Origin of the sequence: Mycobacterium sp. E3305, assembly GCF_001666785.1 — a bacterium.
Taxonomy (GTDB): Bacteria; Actinomycetota; Actinomycetes; order Mycobacteriales; family Mycobacteriaceae; genus Mycobacterium.
Map to the genome: position 1 here is coordinate 13,749 of NZ_LZJA01000042.1, position 17,421 is coordinate 31,169.

At 68.1% G+C, this 17,421-nt stretch carries 16 protein-coding genes; 9 read left to right on the forward strand and 7 right to left on the reverse strand.

The annotated features are described in order from the left end of the window. Positions 1–80: 80 nt before the first annotated feature. The 3 genes from menD (at position 81) to A5701_RS04615 (ending at position 3,462) form a co-directional block, all read left to right on the forward strand. On the forward strand, positions 81–1,706 hold the full coding sequence (menD, locus tag A5701_RS04605) for a 2-succinyl-5-enolpyruvyl-6-hydroxy-3-cyclohexene-1-carboxylic-acid synthase (RefSeq protein ID WP_067749209.1): 1,626 nt from the start codon (positions 81–83) through the stop codon (positions 1,704–1,706). After that, positions 1,703–2,218, forward strand: coding sequence for a DUF3592 domain-containing protein (locus tag A5701_RS04610; RefSeq protein ID WP_067749212.1), 516 nt, complete (start codon positions 1,703–1,705; stop codon positions 2,216–2,218). The genes menD and A5701_RS04610 overlap by 4 nt, the downstream gene beginning before the upstream one ends. Before the next feature lie 89 nt (positions 2,219–2,307). Beyond that, positions 2,308–3,462 carry a glycosyltransferase family 1 protein gene (locus tag A5701_RS04615; RefSeq protein WP_067749215.1) on the forward strand — a complete coding sequence of 385 codons (1,155 nt, stop codon included), beginning with the start codon at positions 2,308–2,310 and terminating at the stop codon, positions 3,460–3,462. 40 nt (positions 3,463–3,502) lie between these two features. On the opposite strand, the gene A5701_RS04620 is transcribed toward A5701_RS04615, so the two are convergent. After that, complete coding sequence (locus tag A5701_RS04620) at positions 3,503–4,345, reverse strand: class I SAM-dependent methyltransferase (protein WP_156669911.1); 843 nt, start codon at positions 4,343–4,345, stop codon at positions 3,503–3,505. A gap of 232 nt (positions 4,346–4,577) precedes the next feature. On the opposite strand from A5701_RS04620, the gene A5701_RS04625 reads away from it, so the two are divergent. After that, complete coding sequence (locus A5701_RS04625; protein WP_067749221.1) at positions 4,578–5,204, forward strand: FHA domain-containing protein; 627 nt, start codon at positions 4,578–4,580, stop codon at positions 5,202–5,204. A 16-nt stretch (positions 5,205–5,220) separates the two neighbouring features. Here A5701_RS04625 and A5701_RS04630 read toward each other — a convergent pair whose 3' ends face one another. Then, on the reverse strand, positions 5,221–5,997 hold the full coding sequence (locus A5701_RS04630) for an RNA polymerase sigma factor (RefSeq protein WP_067749224.1): 777 nt from the start codon (positions 5,995–5,997) through the stop codon (positions 5,221–5,223). Positions 5,998–6,182: 185 nt separating this feature from the next. On the opposite strand from A5701_RS04630, the gene A5701_RS04635 reads away from it, so the two are divergent. Beyond that, positions 6,183–8,789, forward strand: a complete 2,607-nt coding sequence (locus tag A5701_RS04635) for an FAD-dependent oxidoreductase (RefSeq protein WP_067749226.1) — start codon at positions 6,183–6,185, stop codon at positions 8,787–8,789. Positions 8,790–8,820: 31 nt separating this feature from the next. Then, entirely contained in the window at positions 8,821–9,069 is a 249-nt protein-coding gene (locus A5701_RS04640) for a hypothetical protein (protein WP_067749227.1), read from the forward strand. On the opposite strand, the gene A5701_RS04645 is transcribed toward A5701_RS04640, so the two are convergent. The 3 genes from A5701_RS04645 to A5701_RS04655 form a co-directional block, all read right to left on the reverse strand. After that, a complete protein-coding gene (locus A5701_RS04645; protein WP_067749228.1) occupies positions 9,050–10,318 on the reverse strand; it encodes a cytochrome P450 in 1,269 nt (422 codons plus the stop codon). The two genes, A5701_RS04640 and A5701_RS04645, sit on opposite strands and share 20 nt — an antisense overlap. 209 nt (positions 10,319–10,527) lie before the next feature. After that, positions 10,528–11,991: an FAD-dependent oxidoreductase gene (locus A5701_RS04650; RefSeq protein WP_067749229.1), complete on the reverse strand. Its 1,464-nt coding sequence runs from the start codon at positions 11,989–11,991 to the stop codon at positions 10,528–10,530. A 103-nt stretch (positions 11,992–12,094) separates the two neighbouring features. Beyond that, positions 12,095–12,919 (reverse strand): SDR family oxidoreductase, encoded by an 825-nt coding sequence (locus A5701_RS04655; protein ID WP_067749301.1) that lies wholly within the window; start codon positions 12,917–12,919, stop codon positions 12,095–12,097. A 55-nt stretch (positions 12,920–12,974) separates the two neighbouring features. On the opposite strand from A5701_RS04655, the gene A5701_RS04660 reads away from it, so the two are divergent. Beyond that, positions 12,975–13,667, forward strand: coding sequence for a demethylmenaquinone methyltransferase (locus tag A5701_RS04660; RefSeq protein ID WP_067749232.1), 693 nt, complete (start codon positions 12,975–12,977; stop codon positions 13,665–13,667). A 7-nt stretch (positions 13,668–13,674) separates the two neighbouring features. On the opposite strand, the gene A5701_RS04665 is transcribed toward A5701_RS04660, so the two are convergent. Beyond that, a complete protein-coding gene (locus A5701_RS04665; protein WP_067213104.1) occupies positions 13,675–14,028 on the reverse strand; it encodes a DUF732 domain-containing protein in 354 nt (117 codons plus the stop codon). Positions 14,029–14,119: 91 nt separating this feature from the next. Beyond that, positions 14,120–15,358 carry a menaquinone reductase gene (gene menJ, locus A5701_RS04670; protein ID WP_197504920.1) on the reverse strand — a complete coding sequence of 413 codons (1,239 nt, stop codon included), beginning with the start codon at positions 15,356–15,358 and terminating at the stop codon, positions 14,120–14,122. A gap of 15 nt (positions 15,359–15,373) precedes the next feature. On the opposite strand from menJ, the gene grcC1 reads away from it, so the two are divergent. After that, positions 15,374–16,390 carry a nonaprenyl/(2E,6E)-farnesyl/geranylgeranyl diphosphat synthase gene (gene grcC1 / locus A5701_RS04675; RefSeq protein WP_067749238.1) on the forward strand — a complete coding sequence of 339 codons (1,017 nt, stop codon included), beginning with the start codon at positions 15,374–15,376 and terminating at the stop codon, positions 16,388–16,390. Between the two features lie 71 nt (positions 16,391–16,461). Then, positions 16,462–17,316 (forward strand): zinc metalloprotease HtpX, encoded by an 855-nt coding sequence (gene htpX, locus A5701_RS04680; protein ID WP_067749241.1) that lies wholly within the window; start codon positions 16,462–16,464, stop codon positions 17,314–17,316. Positions 17,317–17,421 lie beyond the last annotated feature (105 nt).

A 17,421-nucleotide genomic window follows, 5' to 3' on the forward strand; every position in this document is an offset into this window, starting at 1 on the left:
TTTCCGGGCGAATTCCGGGCGGACCAGCCCGCCAACTCCACGTTCGGCCCCCGGTCGGCGGGCTGTGACAGGCTGTAGGAGTGAACCCCTCGACGACTCAGGCCCGCGTCGTCGTTGACGAGCTGATTCGCGGCGGCGTCCGCGACGTGGTGCTGTGCCCCGGGTCGCGCAACGCGCCGCTGGCCTTCGCGCTGCACGACGCCGACCGCGCCGGCCGGATCCGGCTGCACGTCCGCATCGACGAGCGCACCGCCGGCTACCTGGCCATCGGGCTGGCGATCGCCGCCGGCGCCCCGGTGTGTGTCGCGATGACGTCGGGCACCGCCGTTGCCAACCTGGGGCCGGCCGTGGTGGAGGCCAACTACGCGCGGGTGCCGCTGATCGTGCTGTCGGCCAACCGGCCCTACGAGATGCTGGGCACCGGGGCCAACCAGACCATGGAGCAGCTGGGTTACTTCGGCACCCAGGTCCGCGCCGCTATCAGCCTGGGCCTGGCCGAGGACGCACCCGAGCGGCTGGAGTCCTTCAACGCGACGTGGCGATCGGCCACCTGCCGGGTCCTGGCGGCCGCGACGGGATCCCGCACCGCCAACGCCGGCCCGGTGCAGTTCGACATCCCGCTGCGCGAGCCCCTGGTGCCCGATCCCGAACCCCGGGGCGCCGCCGTGCCGCAGGGGCGGCCCGGCGGGCGGCCGTGGACCTACACGCCGCCGGTCACGTTCGACCAGCCGCTGGACATCGACCTGTCGCCCGACACCGTCGTGATCGCCGGGCACGGCGCGGGCGTGCACCCCAACCTCGCGCAGTTGCCGACCGTCGCCGAATCGACGGCACCGGCACCGGAAAACCCGCTGCACCCGCTGGCCCTGCCGCTGCTGCGCCCGAAGCAGGTGATCATGCTCGGGCGGCCCACCCTGCACCGGCCGGTGTCGGCGCTGCTGGCCGATCCGCAGGTGCCGGTGTACGCGTTGACCACCGGACCGCGCTGGCCCGACGTCTCGGGCAACTCGCAGGCCACCGGGACGCGAGCGGTCACCACCGGCACGCCGAGTGCGGCCTGGTTGAAGCGCTGCGCGGAGGTCAACCGGCACGCCAACGACGCGGTGCGCAACCAGCTAAAGGCGCACCCGCTGACCACCGGCTTGCACGTGGCGGCGGCCGTCGCCGACGCCCTTCGGCCGGGTGACCAGCTGGTGCTGGGGGCGTCCAACCCGGTCCGCGACGCCGCCCTGGTTGGCCTGGACACCCACGGCATCCGCGTCCGCTCCAACCGCGGGGTGGCAGGTATCGACGGCACGGTGTCCACCGCGATCGGGGCCGCGCTCGCCTACGAGGGCCGCACCGTCGCGCTGATCGGCGACCTGACGTTCGTCCACGACAGCTCCGGGCTGCTGATCGGGCCCACCGAGCCGACCCCGCGGCAGTTGACCATCGTGGTCTCCAACGACAACGGCGGTGGCATCTTCGAGTTGCTCGAGCAGGGCGACCCGCGATTCTCCGACGTGTCGTCGCGGATCTTCGGGACGCCGCACGACGTCGACGTGGGTGCGCTGTGCCGCGCCTACCACGTCGAGAGCCGGCAGATCGAGGTCGACGAGCTAGGCGCGGCGCTCGACGAACCCGCGCCCGGTATGCGGGTGCTGGAGGTCAAGGCCGACCGGTCGTCGCTTCGGCAGCTGCACGCCGCCATCAAGGCGGCCCTTTGATCGACCCAAAGGCATTGCTGCACATACTGATTCACGGTCGCAGTGACAAGCCGCCCAACACCAGGCCCCGGATCGCACTGCGCTGGGCCCGCATGACGGTGCTCATCGTGACCGGCTTGGTCACCCTGCAGTCGGTCTTGCTGGTGGCCGGCGCCTGGCGCGATGACCTTGCGATTCGACACAACATGGGGGTGGCGCAGGCCGAGGTGCTCAGCGCCGGGCCGCGCCGCTCCACCATCGAATTCGTCACACCCGAGCGGGTCACGTACCGCCCGGAGCTCGGCGTGCTGTACCCGTCGCATCTGGCCACGGGCATGCGTATCTACGTCGAGTACAACAAGAATGATCCCAATCTGGTTCGGGTGCAGCACCGCAATGCCGGGCTGGCCATCATCCCGGCCGGTTCCATCGCCGTGGTGTGCTGGCTGGCCGCGACGGCCCTCCTGATCGGGCTGGCGGTGCTGGACAAGCTGCTCGATCGCCGCGACGAGGCCGCGGCGGCACCGGCATAGCCGGGGTTGGAAGCGTCCGACCAGCAGATTTCGCGCGACGTATGCCCGCAGGCAACCTTCGCGACAGCCGGCGCTGACACCGTAGTGGTGTGCGCGTTGCAATCGTCGCCGAATCGTTCCTGCCGGAAGTCAATGGTGTCAGCAACTCGGTGCTCCGGGTACTCGAGCATCTGCGCCGGACCGGTCACGAAGCCCTCGTCATCGCCCCGGACACCCCACCGGGCGTGACCCCGGCGGATCGCGTCCACGACGGGATCCGCGTGCATCGGGTTCCCTCGCGGATGTTTCCGAAGGTCACCACGTTGCCGCTCGGCGTGCCGATGCCCCGGATGGTGAGCGTGCTGCGCGGATTCGACCCGGACGTAGTGCATTTGGCCTCGCCGGCCTTACTGGGTTACGGCGGCGTCAAGGCGGCGCGCTGGCTGGGGGTGCCGACCGTCGCCGTATATCAAACGGACGTACCGGGTTTCGCTGCGAGCTATGGCATCCCGATGACGCAGCGGGTCGCGTGGGCCTGGTTCCGGCATCTGCACAGCCTCGCCGACCGAACCCTGGCGCCGTCCACCGTGACGATGGAATCGCTTGTAGAGCACCGCTTCCCGCGCGTGCATCGCTGGGCGCGCGGCGTCGACGTGCTGCGGTTCGCCCCGTCGGGGCGCGACGAGGCGCTCCGGCGCCGATGGTCACCGCGGGGCAAGCCGATCGTCGGCTTTGTGGGCCGGTTGGCCCCGGAGAAGCACGTGGAGCGGCTGATCCCGCTGGCGGCGCGCGACGACGTGCAACTCGTCATCGTCGGCGACGGCGTCGACCGCGGCAAACTGCAAAAGGCAATGCCGACAGCGGTTTTCACGGGCGCGCTGTACGGCGACGAACTCGCCGTGGCGTACGCCAGCATGGATGTCTTCGTGCATCCCGGCGAGCATGAGACGTTTTGCCAAGTCGTGCAGGAAGCGCTGGCGTCGGGGTTGCCGGTGATCGCCCCCGACGCCGGCGGCCCACGCGACCTCGTCACGCCGTGGCGCACTGGTTTGTTACTGGGCGTCGACGAATTCGAGGCGAGGTTGCCTGAGGCCGTCACCCATTTGATCGACGAACGCCACCGCTACGCATTGGCCGCCCGGCGCAGCGTGCTCGGCCGCAGTTGGCCGGTCATCTGTGACGAGCTGCTCGGTCACTACGAGGCGGTGCTGTCGCCGTTCTCCCGCAGGCGGATGTTCGCCAAGCGCTACGCGCAGGGCCAGTGAACTAACGGTCCGCCCGCGGGACCAACCCCAGGCGCTGACGTCAGTGGTCGTGCCCGGGCGGGGGATCCTGGATCGGGTTGTCGGGTCGCCCCGTGTGTGGTTGCTCTGGTGCCTGGCCGGAGCGCGCCGCCAGCAGATGCGTAATACGTTGCGGATCCCCCACAGCCGCCAGTTCCTTGAGAAAGGAATAGACCCCCTGCAGGGGAAAGCGGAAGGGTTCATCCGTCGTCTTGCGCAGCACGGCGCACGCGAGACTGTCTCGGATGCCCGGATTGGCGGCAACCAACTCGGAAGTGATCTGGCCTGGGATGATCGGCATCATCATGCTGTCGCTCGACAGCACGGCGAGCAGGACCTCGTAGCCGTTCGCGGCGGCCAGGTCGTGGAAGAACCCCGGCTGGATGTTGTAAAGGCCATGGTCGACCCATCCCAGGCACGGTGTCCAGTGGATCATCACGCCCCCCGGGGCGGTGTGATCATGAATCGCCTTGAAGCAATTGGCCTGATTGAAGACGTGCTCGGTCGTGCCGTTGTTGATGCAGACGTCGAACCTTGTCCCAAGGTCGAAGGGCAGGTTGAGATCCTGCTGCAGACGGTAGTGATTGGGTGGGAGCAGGTCGATGGCGTTGTAGCTGCGGAAGTCGAACAGGGCTCGGTAGATTCGCTTGGCGTCGGCGTAGACCTGGGCCACACCGTCCGGCGGCGTCTCGGCCAGCAACGCGTCGCGCCGTGGCCCTTCGGCGAGAAGGAGCGGGATCGCCTGCACCACATCGATCATGGTCTCGGCTTCGCCGAATTCCAGGAGGCGGCCTTGCTGAGGAAGCAGCCCGCGGCGCGACGCCTCCAGCAGGAAGCTGAGCTCGACATTGGTGATTGCCATCACGAAGTCGGGTTAGGGATGCGACGACGCATGCTCGTAGATCCTATGGCTTCTCGCCGGCAGGGAAAACGGCTACCGGTGATGCGTCACCACGGTCCAACCGCAACCGGGCGTCGTGGACCCGAATACCGGGGGAATCTCGGCAGCCGAGCACGCGATTTTCGGCTCAGCGGACCGTTCTCCGGCCATTCTTTGCGTCGCGGGGTCAGAATGGGCCGTGATAGGAGGGGTCGATATGTCGTCCCATTTGGAAGTGTGGAAGCCGTCGGGGCGGGAGCTGGTCGCGCTCAGTGGTGAACGGGTGACCCTCGGCAAGTCCTTGACCAACGCGGTGTCGTTGGAGCACGACCCGACCGTGTCGCGGGTACACGCCGTCCTGGAGAATTTCGGGCAAGCCTGGTCCGTGCGTGATTTGGGAAGCCGCAACGGCACCTACGTCAACGGGGAAAGAATCGCGGCGGAACGGATCCTGCGGTCGGGAGACGAATTGCGGCTCGGCAGTTCGCGGTTGGTGTTCTGGATGACAAAAGGGGCTGGCGAAGCGCCGGGCGACCAAGAGACCGAAACCGGCAAGTCCATCCTGCGGCCGCCCCGCATGACCGCGCGCGAACTCGATGTCCTCAAGGTTCTGTGCCGCCCGTTCGTCGCCGACGACCCGTTCCCCGAGCCCGCATCGGTCCGCCGGATGGCCCAGGAACTCTTCGTCACGGAGGCGGCCGTCAAGCAACACCTGCAGCACCTGTACGACAAGTTCGGCATCACGGCCGAGGGGGATCGCCGGGTCCGGCTGGCCAACGCGGCCATCCGGCTCGGGGCCGTCAACCGCTCCATGCTGCGTGACCGTCGCACCCAGCAGAAGTGAGCCCGCGGATATTTCGTTACCCGCCGTGTGGCTTGGCCAGCTCGTCGAGTACCCCGCCGCCAAGCAGGGCAACGGCATTGAGGGCGCTGCGACGGTACCCGTCGCATGTGGGGCACGACTCGATGTGGCGCGCAATGCGTTTCCGCATCAGGACGGTGAATTGATGGTCCCAGCCGGTCAGGTCCGCGGCGAGCCGCGGGCAGCCGTGTTGGGTCGCGCGGCGGGCCACCAACAGGGCGCCCAGTGAGCGTTCGATGGTGTCGCGCAGCCGCTGCAGGACCTTCTTGGTGGAGTCGTAGCTGATGCCCAACGCTTGCGCGAGCTCGGTTCCGGTCGCGCCGTGGCGGTAGGCAAGCTCCAGCACCCGCCGGTCGCGCTCGCACAATCCGTCGGCCGCCTGGTTGATCAGTTGACGGAGTTCGTTCTGGGCGGTCAGCGTGAACGGCCCGGGACCGGTCGCCGCATCGTCGGGCAGCTCGTCGCAGGCGGCCTCGCGGCGGCGTTCGGACAAGGCCCGCAGCGCACTGCGGCGGGCGATGGCGTAGAGCCACGGCCTCAGCTTGTCCGCGTCACGCAGCTTCGGCAACTGTGTGGTGGCGGTGCAGAAGACATCCTGCACGCAGTCCGAGGCGGCGTGGCGATCACGCAGCATGCCGACGCAGTAGGCGTGCAGTGGGCCCGCGTAGCGGTGGTAGATATCGGCCAGCGCCGCGCGATCACCGGCCGCCGCGGCCCGGGCGAGGTCTGCGTCGCTGAGGATGCTGCGGTTCGGCAGTGTGGTCGTGGAAGTCATGACCGAAATGCTCGGGGATTATCGGCGATCAGGTAATTACCGTGGGGGCCACTTTCTTCTCTCGGAAGGGAAGGGTTTCCTACCCATTTGGTAAGGCCCGGGCATGCCGGGCCGCGGCCGGTCGTCAGCAAATCGAGTATCGCCGTACTCAAGACAGCCGGTGGGCGCGGCGGGATCATCAGACGATGACCCATGCAGCCAGCACAGACCGGCCGCTGCCGGACGTCGACGTCGTCGTGGTGGGCGCGGGTATCGCGGGCCTGTACCTCGCCTACCGGCTAAGCCGTGCCGGATACCGGTTCCGCGTCTTCGAGGCGGGCGACGACCTCGGCGGCACGTGGTACTGGAACCGCTACCCGGGCGCCCGGGTTGACGTGCCCAGCGTCGACTACATGTACAGCTTTGATCCCGACTGGCACCGCGACTGGCGGTGGTCGGAGAAGTACGCCACCCAGCCGGAGATCCTGCGCTATCTCAATCACGTCGCGGACAAGCACGACCTGCGCCGCCACCTCACCTTCTCGACGCGGGTGCAGCGCGCAGGATGGGACGACGATGCCTCGCTATGGCGGGTGGGCACCGACCGCGGGGACGAACTCACCAGTCGTTTCGTCGTGATGGCCACCGGCTGCCTGTCCATGCCCAAGCAGGCCGAGGTCCGGGGGCTCGAGCGGTTCGCCGGCGAAATCTACTTCACCAGCGCCTGGCCGCACGAGCCGGTCGATTTCACCGGCAAGCGGGTGGCCGTCATCGGCACGGGTTCCTCCGGGGTGCAATCGATTCCGGTGATCGCACAGGAGGCGGCGCAGCTGGTGGTGTTCCAGCGGACGCCGAACTTCTCGATCCCGGCGCACAATGGTCCGGTGCCGCCCTCGAAGGTCGCGCAACTGACGAATGAGGCGGAATACCGTGCGGCCGCGAAGCTTTCGTTCGGCGGCATCCCGATGGAGCGCGACATCACTCCCACCTTCGGCGTTTCGGAGGCCGAACGCCAACGCCGCTACGAGCGCGCCTGGGCTGACGGCTTGCTGTTCGAGGCGATCAACGTCTTCGCCGACGTGCTGAGCAATCCCGCCGCCAATCACGAATATGCCGAGTTCTTCCGCAACAAGATCCGCTCGATCGTCGACGATCCCGACACCGCCGCCGAACTCTGCCCGACTGATCACCCGCTGGCGACGAAACGGCCGTGCCTGGACACGAACTACTACGCCACCTACAACCTGCCGCACGTGCGCCTGGTCAACGTCCGCAAACATCCCATCCGGGAAATCACGGCGGCGGGGATCGACACCACCGGCGAGTCGTTCGCTTTCGATGCGATCGTCTTCGCGACCGGTTTCGATGCGGTGACGGGCGCGATCACGGCGGTCGACATCAGGGGCCGTAATGGTCTGGCGCTCAAGGGCAAATGGGCCGACGGACCGCGGACCTACCTCGGCTTGACCACGGCCGGTTTTCCCAACTTGTTCTTCATCACCGGTCCCGGCAGCCCCTCGGTGTTGACCAACATGGTCGTGTCGATCGAACAGCATGCGGATTGGGTGCTCGACTGCCTCGGCCACCTGAGCGCGGACGGCTTCGAAGTCATCGAGCCCACCCAACTGGCGGAGGCCGGGTGGACGCAGCACGTCAACGACTGCGCCGACATCACCCTCTACCCCCAGGCGAACTCGTGGTACATGGGCGCCAATGTGCCCGGCAAATCCCGGGTCTTCCTGCCGTACTGCGCGGGCTTCGACTTCTACCGTGCCGGCTGCGACGAGGTGGTCGCCCGCGATTACCTGGGCTACAGGAGATCTGGCCCCGCCGGCTCACGCTGCAACGACGGAGTGGTGCGCCGGTTGCAGCCGGACGTCGAGATGGTCCTCAACGAGGTGGCGGCGCTGAATCTGCCGCCGATGGAATCGATGGGCGTCCAGGAGGCTCGCGCGTTGTACGCGCAGATGTCGATGGCGCGGCCGCCGGGACCGGATGTCGGCGAGATCGTCGACGGCGTGCTGCCCGGCCCCGCCGGCGATTTGGCGTACCGGCTTTATCGGCCTGCCACCCCGGGTCCGCATCCGGTGGTCGTGTATTTCCATGGCGGTGGCTACGTTCTCGGCGACGCCGTCGCGGATGATCCGCTGTGCCGGGATCTTTGCGTGCGGAGCGGCGCCATGGTGGTCTCAGCTGACTACCGCCATTCGCCCGAGAACCGCTTTCCTGCGGCCGTCGATGACGCGATGGCCGCGGTGCTGTGGGTCGCCGACAACGCCGAGGCGCTCGGCGGCATCCCGGGTCGGTTGGCGGTGTGCGGCTGGAGCGCGGGCGGGGGACTCGCGGCGGTGGTGTGCCGGCTGGCGAGGGACCTGGGCGGCCCGACCATCGTGGGCCAGGTGTTGTTGACGCCCTTGACGTCCGGCGAGATGACGCGCGCGTCGTTCACCGAGAACGCCGATGGCTACGGTCTGACGACGCCGCTACTTCGGTGGTGCTACGACCATTACATCGACGCGTCGGATCGAGAAGACCCCCGATTCGCCCCCTTGAATGCCGCCGACCTGTCCGGGCTGCCGCCGGCCCTCGTGGTGACCGCCGAGTTCGATCCCCTGCGCGATGTCGGCGAGGCCTACGCCGCCGCGCTGCAGGCGGCGGGGGTGCCGACCGAGCATGTCGGCGCCCGCGGTCACACCCACCTATCGGTGCCGATGGTCGACGTGGTCATCTCCGGCGCGCCGGTGCGGGCGCGGATGGCGGATGCGCTACACGAATTCCTCGTACAGACAAGGGTTTCCCAGCCCACGCCCTGACGGCTCGGCAACAGAGAAAGGACTCGCAAGGATGGTCACGACGCGCGCTGAGGCAGCGGAATACGTCAAGGACGCCGGAGGATTGAAGCTCGTCGTGTTCGGGGCCGACGGGCACGAGGTCGCGGCGATGTTCGTTGAAGGCGCGGTGACGTACAACCCCGAGGAATCGACCTTCATTGCCGTCGCCGAGGACGGTCACCCGGTGGGCGAACTCTTCGTGGACGAATCGGTCGACTACGACGAGAACATCGACGCCTTCGTCATCCGCACCGTGCGCTAGTCGCGGCGACATCGATCTCGGGCGTGAATTCGACTGGCAGCGTGGCGGGTCCGCTCAGCCCGGTCAGCGGCTTCCACGGCGCGGGTCCGGTGCGGCGCGCGTCGGGCATGCGCCGCGCCATGGTCGCCAGGGCTTCGGCGAGCTCGAGTCGGGCCAGGTTCGCGCCCAGGCAGTAGTGCATGCCGGCGCCGAACGTCTGCATCGGCGGGGCCCCCACTCGGGTGATGTCGAGTCGGTCGGGGTCGTCGTAGACGGCGGGGTCGCGGTTGGCTGCGGCGGTGTTTGCGATGACCACGGTGCCCGCGGGGATCACCACCCCGGCGACTTCGACGTCCTCGAGAGCGATGCGCAACGTCGCGGCCGCGATGGGCGAATGCCGCATCGTCTCTTCAACCGCACTGTTCGCGACTTCTGGGTGCTCGCCCAGCAACCGCCACTGCTCGGGACGGTCGCACAGCACGTGCACGGAGGCGGCCAGCTGGTTGCGGGTGGTGTCGGTGCCGGCCATCAGCAGGCCCGCGGCCAGCATGCGTAGCTCGTCGGCGCTCAGGTGGTCGCCGTCGTCCTCGGCGCGGATCAGGTCGGAGATGAGGTCGTCGGTCAGCCGGTGGCGTCGCTGCGCGACCATGTCGTCGATGTAGGCGTCGAGCTCGTCCCACGCGGCCAAGATGTTGTTCTGATGAGCGGCGACCTCCCAGCTGAAGGCCTTGAAGATGTCGTCGGTCCACTCGGAGAACAGCTTCCAATCTTCGGCCGGGGCGCCCAACAGCGCACAGATGATCGGGATCGGGTATTGCCGGGCGATGTCGGCGACCACGTCGCAGCGCCCAATTGCGGTGTGGTGGTCCAGCAGTCCGTTGATCACCCCGTCGATCGTTGCGCCCAGCCGCGCGGTGGCGCGCGGTGTGAACGCCTTGGACACCAGGCGGCGCAGCCGGTGGTGCTCGGCCCCGTCGAGGCTGATCAGGTTGGTGGCGACGCGCTCCCACAATGGGCCGGTCGTGATGCCCTGGGAGGCAAGGAACATCCCCTGGGGCACGCGGAAGCGCGGGTCGCGCAGCACACTTCGGACCAGTTCGTAGGTCAGCACTTCCGGCCCATGCGGGCCGATCGCAATCGGTGCCCGGCGGCGCGCCTCGTGGAGAATCAGGTGAGCCTCTTCGGGGCTCTGGCAGTGCTCGTAATCAATAGTCGGCAGGCCGGCATCGAAGACGCTCGGGCAGGCCGACGTGTCAACCGTGAGTGTCATGGTGGTGCTCCCCAAGGGCGTCGGTTGAGTGGTTTCGCCACCAAGTCTTGTTTGCGCTAGACCACCCCACACGCGTAGTCGACTACCTGTCTTGCGGTACCGGTACTTTCGCGAAGTGGTTGGGCTCACCAGGCGGTGTGAAGCCGGTCGCGCCCGTGCGCCGGGAGTGGCGGTGCCGGATGACGGAAGCCGTTCCCCCGGTATGTGCCTTACCCGCTGAGCGGGCCGCAACGGATTTCGAGACGCTCCCGCACCGTGTCGAGAACCCGGCGTTGGCGCTCGCACTCCCGGCGGTGCGTGAGCATGAACCGCGCCATGCCCGGCACCCGTCGCGGCAACGGGTACCACTTATCGAAATCGAGGTTGTTGTCGGTGAATACGCGACGGGGGACGTCGTCGTAGATCAGGCTGAGATTGTGCTGAACGAGGGCGAAGAGCACGTAGGGAAACGCCAGCGGCGCCTTCTGCCTCAGATTCATCCAATCTATTTCGTAGAGCGGAATATCCGTGAGCTTGCCCAGGAACATCAGGTGGCCCAGGAAGTACCCCATGAACGCAGGCAAGTGCAGCATGGCCGACCGCACATTGATGGAAACGACTGCGCCGCTGGGTGAAACGTACGGCTCATACGGGTATTCGTCTGGGAACTTGACGTATCCGGTGCAGTTGATTATCCAGCTACCCGGTTCGATCGTCTTCGTCGATCCGCTCCGGAACACCAATTCGGTCGTGCCGTTGCGATCGACCGCATCCTCGAAATAGTCCATCACGACGTCGTTCAGCCCGGCGGAGATCGTGCGGTTCTCGGCCTCGGACAACACTCCCAACACGAAGTTGTCCGCCTGGGGGGTCAGGAAGGTGCCGTGCGTGGCGCGATACCAAGCCTGCACCTCTGATTCGTTCGTGCCGTCGTACCGGTGACTCAACTGGGTGGCGACCGCGCTCGGCGGCGTGCCCGCCCACCAGCGGCGGGCGCCGCTCGGCAACAGGTCGTCGCGGCAGGAGAAGAACGTGCCGCGGCCGGCGACCATGTTGACCTCGCGGCCGGGGTAGCTCGTGATCAGCGCGTGCGCGGTGTCCATCGCGGTTTTTCCGCCGCCGACGACCCACACGGGCGCATCGCTTTCCCTGATGTGGCCCGCCCGCACGTCGCAGTAGTCGGGCGACACCGAATGGACGCGCTTGCTCGAGATGGCCAGCGGTTCGTTCGGGGTGATCCCGAGGCCGAAGGCCTTGATCAAACGCGTGGTCTCGACGACGAGCTGCCGGCCGTCGGGGGCCCTGCAGGTGACCCGCACGATGCCGTTCGTCTCTTCTGCGGACTCGAAGTCCCAGCCGAGATACTCCTCGACTCCGACCCGCTGCCTGATCACGTCGACGCAGTGCTCGAAGTGGGCGAGCACCTCGCCCTTGGTCGCCAGATAACTGCGCTCCTTGGCGAGCGTCCACTCGATGTTGCCCGCCGTGAACATGGGGTGCGGCTGGTGCAGGCGGACATAGGGGTAGACGTCGACCCACATGCCGCCGACGCGTCTCCGGCGGTCGATCAGGATCACCGTCTGCTCACGCGATAGGTATCGGCTGGCGGCGAACAAGGCATTCAACCCGGCGATGCCGGCGCCGACGATGCACACGTCGCTGGTTGCCACCGGCGCGGACTGGGGTGCGGACATCGGACCGCCTTTCCTCGCAGATGCCCACAATTATGGGTCCGCACCGCGCTGCCGACATGCGTAATCGACTACCTCATTGGTAGGCGCCGACGTCCGCGGCTCGCTACCCCTGGGCCAACTCGGCGACCGGCTGCCATTCCTCCCAGGTGCACAGCCGGCTCTCGTAGTCGGCCTTGGCCGTCGCCAGCGGTGAAGCGCCGAAAAAGACTCGCAGCGGCGGCTTTTCGGCGTCGACCACCTTCAGCAGCGCCGTGGCGGACGCCTCCGGACTGCCCGGGCTGGCCCAGCGCTTGCTGCGCTCGGCCTGCACGGCGGCACGAACATCGTCGTACGCCGGCAGCGGATCGGCGTGCCTGGCCGAATCCCCGGCCCAGTCGGTGTCGAAGCCGCCCGGCTCGATCAACGTGACGTGCACACCGAACGGGGCGACCTCTTGGGCCAGCGCCTGCGAAAAGCCTTCCAGCGCCCACTTGGACGCGTGGTACATGCCGACCAATGGGAAAGCGGTGATGCCCCCGATCGAGGACACCTGAATGATGTGGCCGCTGCGCTGGTCGCGCAGGTACGGCAACGCCGCCTGGGTGATCCACAGCGCCCCAAAGACGTTGGTCTCGATCTGATCCCGTGCGTCTTGTTCGGACAACTCCTCGACGAACCCGAACTGCCCGTAACCGGCGTTGTTGACCACGATGTCCAGCCGCCCGAAGTGGTCGTGCGCCTGCTTGACCGCGGCGAAGTCGGCGTCCCGATCGGTGACGTCCAATCGGATCGGCAACAGCGCGTCGCCGTACTTCTCGGCCAGGTCGTCGAGCGATGCCGTGTTGCGGGCGGTGGCGGCGACCTTGTCGCCGCGCTCGAGCGCCGCGATCGCCCACGCGCGCCCGAAGCCTCGCGATGTACCGGTGATAAACCAAACTTTTTCAGTCACGCAGTGTTGCAACGCCGCCGTCACCGCGTAATTCCCGGACGGTAGCGTTTCCCTCGTGAGTCGTGCGGCGTTGGACAAGGACCCCCGGGACGTCGCGTCGATGTTCGACGGCGTCGCCCGCCGCTACGACCTGACCAACACCGTGCTGTCGCTGGGGCAGGACCGGTATTGGCGGGCCGCCACCCGGTCGGCACTGGCGATCGGACCCGACCAGAAGGTGTTGGACCTGGCCGCCGGCACCGCGGTGTCCACCGTCGAGCTCAGGAAATCCGGGGCATGGTGCGTGGCGGCCGACTTCTCGGTCGGGATGCTCGCCGCGGGTGCCGCGCGCAACGTCCCGAAGGTCGCCGCCGACGCCACCCGGCTGCCGTTTGGGGACGACGTATTCGACGCGGTCACAATCAGTTTCGGGTTGCGCAACGTCGTCGACCCGCAGGCGGCGCTGCGCGAGATGGCCCGCGTCACTCGCCCGGGCGGCCGGTTGGTGGTGTGCGAATTCTCCACGCCGACCAACGGGCTGTTCGCCACCGTCTACAAGGAGTACCTGATGCGGGCGCTGCCGCGGGTGGCCCGCGCGGTGTCCAGCAATCCCGACGCCTACGTCTACCTCGCGGAGTCGATCAGGGCGTGGCCGGACCAGACCAAATTGGCGCACGAGATTTCGCGGGCCGGATGGGCGGCGGTGCGGTGGCGCAACCTGACCGGCGGCATCGTGGCGCTGCATGCGGCCTACAAGCCGCTGCGCTGAAAACGGGCTAGTGGGTGCCGGCCCGCTGAACGAAGCCGACCTGGTCGGGGCAGTAGTGGTCCACAGCGGCCCCGAGGAACTGGAACGCCTGGCCCTGGGTGGTGCCGCGCGGCAGGTTGTGCTGGATGAAGTTGGCCGACTTGTACGGGTCGCCGTCCACGCCCCGGCCGATCCGGTCGCAGGTGATCTTGCCCAGCCACGCGAGCTGGTCCTGCGGCTGGTAGATACCGAAGCCGTTGACGGTGTTCTTGAACGGGGCGTCGTAATCGTTCGACGGCGGCGGCGAGGCCAGCGCCGGCGCGGCCAGCGCGATGGCGGCGGCGGCCAGGCCGCCGATAGTAGCCAGCTTCGTTCCCTTCATTAGCCGGACTATACACCGCTCATCTGAAGCGCGCGGAAAAATGTCCACTGCCCCGATCCGGCCGGATGACCGTTTGCGCAGGTCAGTCGGCTCAGCTGAACGGCACCCGGCGATCGATCAGCCGCGACAGCCGGCCGCCGCCCCGCCAGGCCCGCGCGACCCAGTCCGCGTCGTCGTCGGTGACCAGGTTGGCCATCACCCGCACGGCGATCGTCATCAGCCGCGGCGAGCGCATCGCGATCGGTCCGGTCGCGGGCAGGAAGCGCTGAAAGGTCAGCAACAGCGCCAGCCGGCGCGCGACCGAGAAGCCCCGGCCGTAGTGCTGCTGCAGCAGCGACGGCCACACCCGCGACAGGTCTTGAGACAGGCCACAGCAGTCCAGCAGCTCGGCGGCCAACCGTCCCGTCTCCATCCCGTAGTCGATGCCCTCCCCGTTCAGCGGGTTGACGCAGGCCGCGGCGTCGCCGATCAGCATCCAGTTGGGCCCGGCCACCCCGGACACCGCGCCGCCCATCGGCAGCAGCGCCGACGCCACCGCCCGCGGCGGGCCTTCGAAGCCCCATTCGTCGCGCCGCAGGTCGGTGTAGTAGTCGATCAGCGGGCGCAGCGCCAGGTCGGCCGGCCGTTTCGACGTCGACAAGGCCCCGACGCCGATGTTCACCTCGCCATTGCCGAGCGGGAAGATCCAGCCGTAGCCGGGTAGCACCGCGCCGTCCGGCGAACGAAGCTCCAGGTGCGACGTCAGCCACGGGTCGTCGGCGCGCGGGGTGGCCAGATACCCGCGGGCGGCGACGCCGTACACCGTCTCCTGGTGCCAACGCCGGCCTAGTTTGCGGCCCAGCGAAGAGCGGGCCCCGTCGGCTACGATCAGCTGCCGGCAAGCCACCTCCGTGCCGTCGGCCAAGGTCAGCGATGCCACCCGCCTCGACGAGTCATGATGCACCGCAACGGCTTTCGTTCCCAACATCATTCGCGCGCCGGAATCCTCGGCGACCTTGCGGATCCGGTCGTCCAACTCGAGTCGGGCCACGGCGCTACCGGTCGACGGAAACGACGGGCCCGGCCAGTCGACCTGGACCTCGCCGCCGAAACCGCTCATCCGCAGGCCGCGATGCCGGATGCGGGTGTCCAGCCAGTCGCCCAGCCCGAGGCGCTCGCACTCGGCGACCGCGCGCGGCGTCAGCCCATCACCGCACGCCTTGTCCCGGGGGAAGCTGGCGGAGTCGATGACCAGCACGTCGTGGCCCGCGCGCGCGGCCCACGCGGCCGCCGCCGAACCCGCGGGTCCGGCGCCCACGACCACCAGGTCGGCTTTGGTCTCCACGCTCACCAGTATGTTGGTCGGGTGAGTACTCCGGCGACGGTGGTGGCGGGCATCGACTTCGGCGACCCCGCCTTCGCCGCCACGGTGCGCGACGGCGTCGGGCGGATCGAACGGCTCATGGACACCGAGCTGCGCAGCGCCGACGACGTGATGACCGACTCGCTGACCCACCTATTCAAGGCCGGCGGCAAGCGATTCCGGCCGTTGTTCACCGTCCTGTCCGCCCAGATCGGGCCGAACCCCGACGCGCACGAGGTGACGATCGCCGGCTCGGTCATCGAGCTGGTGCACCTGGCCACCCTCTATCACGACGACGTGATGGACGAGGCGGAGGTGCGCCGGGGCGCGCCCACCGCGAACGTCCGCTGGGGGAACAACGTCGCGATCCTGGCGGGGGACTACCTGTTCGCCACGGCGTCGCGGCTGGTGTCGCGGCTCGGGCCCGAGGCGGTGCGCCTGATCGCCGAGACGTTCGCCCAGCTGGTGACCGGGCAGATGCGGGAGACGCGCGGCCTGACGGGCCCGGCCGAGGGGGCCGATCCGATCGAGCACTACCTGAAGGTGGTGTACGAGAAGACCGCCTGCCTGATCGCCGCGGCGGGCCGGTTCGGCGCCATGTTCTCCGGCGCCGACGCCGAGCAGGTCGAGCGGCTCAGCCGGCTCGGCGGCATCGTGGGCACCGCCTTCCAGATCTCCGACGACATCATCGACATCGACAGCGACTCGCATGAGTCCGGCAAGCTGCCCGGCACCGACGTGCGCGAGGGCGTGCACACGCTGCCGATGCTCTACGCGCTGCGCGAACCCGGGGCCGACGCGGTGCGGCTGCGTGAGCTGCTGGCCGGGCCCATCGACGACGACGCGGCGGTGGCCGAGGCGCTGGCGCTGTTGCGGGCGTCCCCCGGGATGGCCAAGGCCAAGCAGACGCTGGCCGAATACGCGGGGCAGGCGCGCGACGAGTTGGCCCTGCTGCCCGATGTCCCCGGCCGGCAGGCGCTGCAGACGCTGGTCGACTACACCATCAGCCGGCACGGTTAGCGCGTCGAGGGAACCTTTGGCGCCTTTTCAGGCGTTCAATGAGCGATAGTCGACGCTCCAAGGAGGACCCGATGACCTGGCATCCCCATGCCAACAGGCTGAAGACCTTCGCCCTGTTGGTCGGTATGTCCGCGTTGATCGTGTTCGTGGGCTCGCTGTTCGGCAGGACCGCGATGTTCCTGTCGGTGCTGTTCGCCATCGGCATGAACGTCTACACCTACTACAACAGCGACAAGCTGGCGCTGCGGGCGATGCACGCGCAGCCGGTGTCCGAGCTGCAGGCGCCGGCGATGTACCGGATCGTGCGCGAACTCGCCACCGCCGCGCACCAGCCGATGCCCCGGCTGTACATCAGCGACACCAACGCGCCCAACGCGTTCGCGACCGGCCGTAACCCGCGCAACGCCGCCGTGTGTTGCACCACCGGCATTTTGGGAATCCTAAGCGAACGCGAGCTGCGGGCGGTCCTGGGGCACGAGCTGTCCCACGTCTACAACCGCGACATCCTCATCTCCTGCATCGCCGGAGCGATGGCGTCGATCATCACCGCCCTGTCCTACATGGCGATGTTCTTCGGCGGCAACCGCGACGACGAGGGCAATCCCTTTGCGCTGCTGTTGGTTTCGCTGCTGGGTCCGATCGCCGCCACCGTGGTGCGGCTGGCGGTGTCGCGGTCGCGCGAGTACCAGGCGGACGAATCGGGTGCGGTGCTGACGGGCGACCCCCTGGCCTTGGCGTCGGCGCTGCGCAAGATCTCGGGCGGCGTCCAGGCGGCCCCGCTGCCGCCGGAGCCGCAGCTGGCCAGCCAGGCCCACCTGATGATCGCCAACCCGTTCCGCGCGGGCGAGCGGATCGGGTCGCTGTTCTCGACGCACCCGCCGATCGAGGACCGCATCCGCCGGCTGGAGGCGATGGCGCGCGGCTAGCCGAGCATGAGTCCGTCGCGGGATTTGATATCGCCCGCGCTATCAAATCCGGCGAGAGCCATATGGTGCGGAGAGGCCCGTCCCTGGGGATGAGTGACTCCCGGA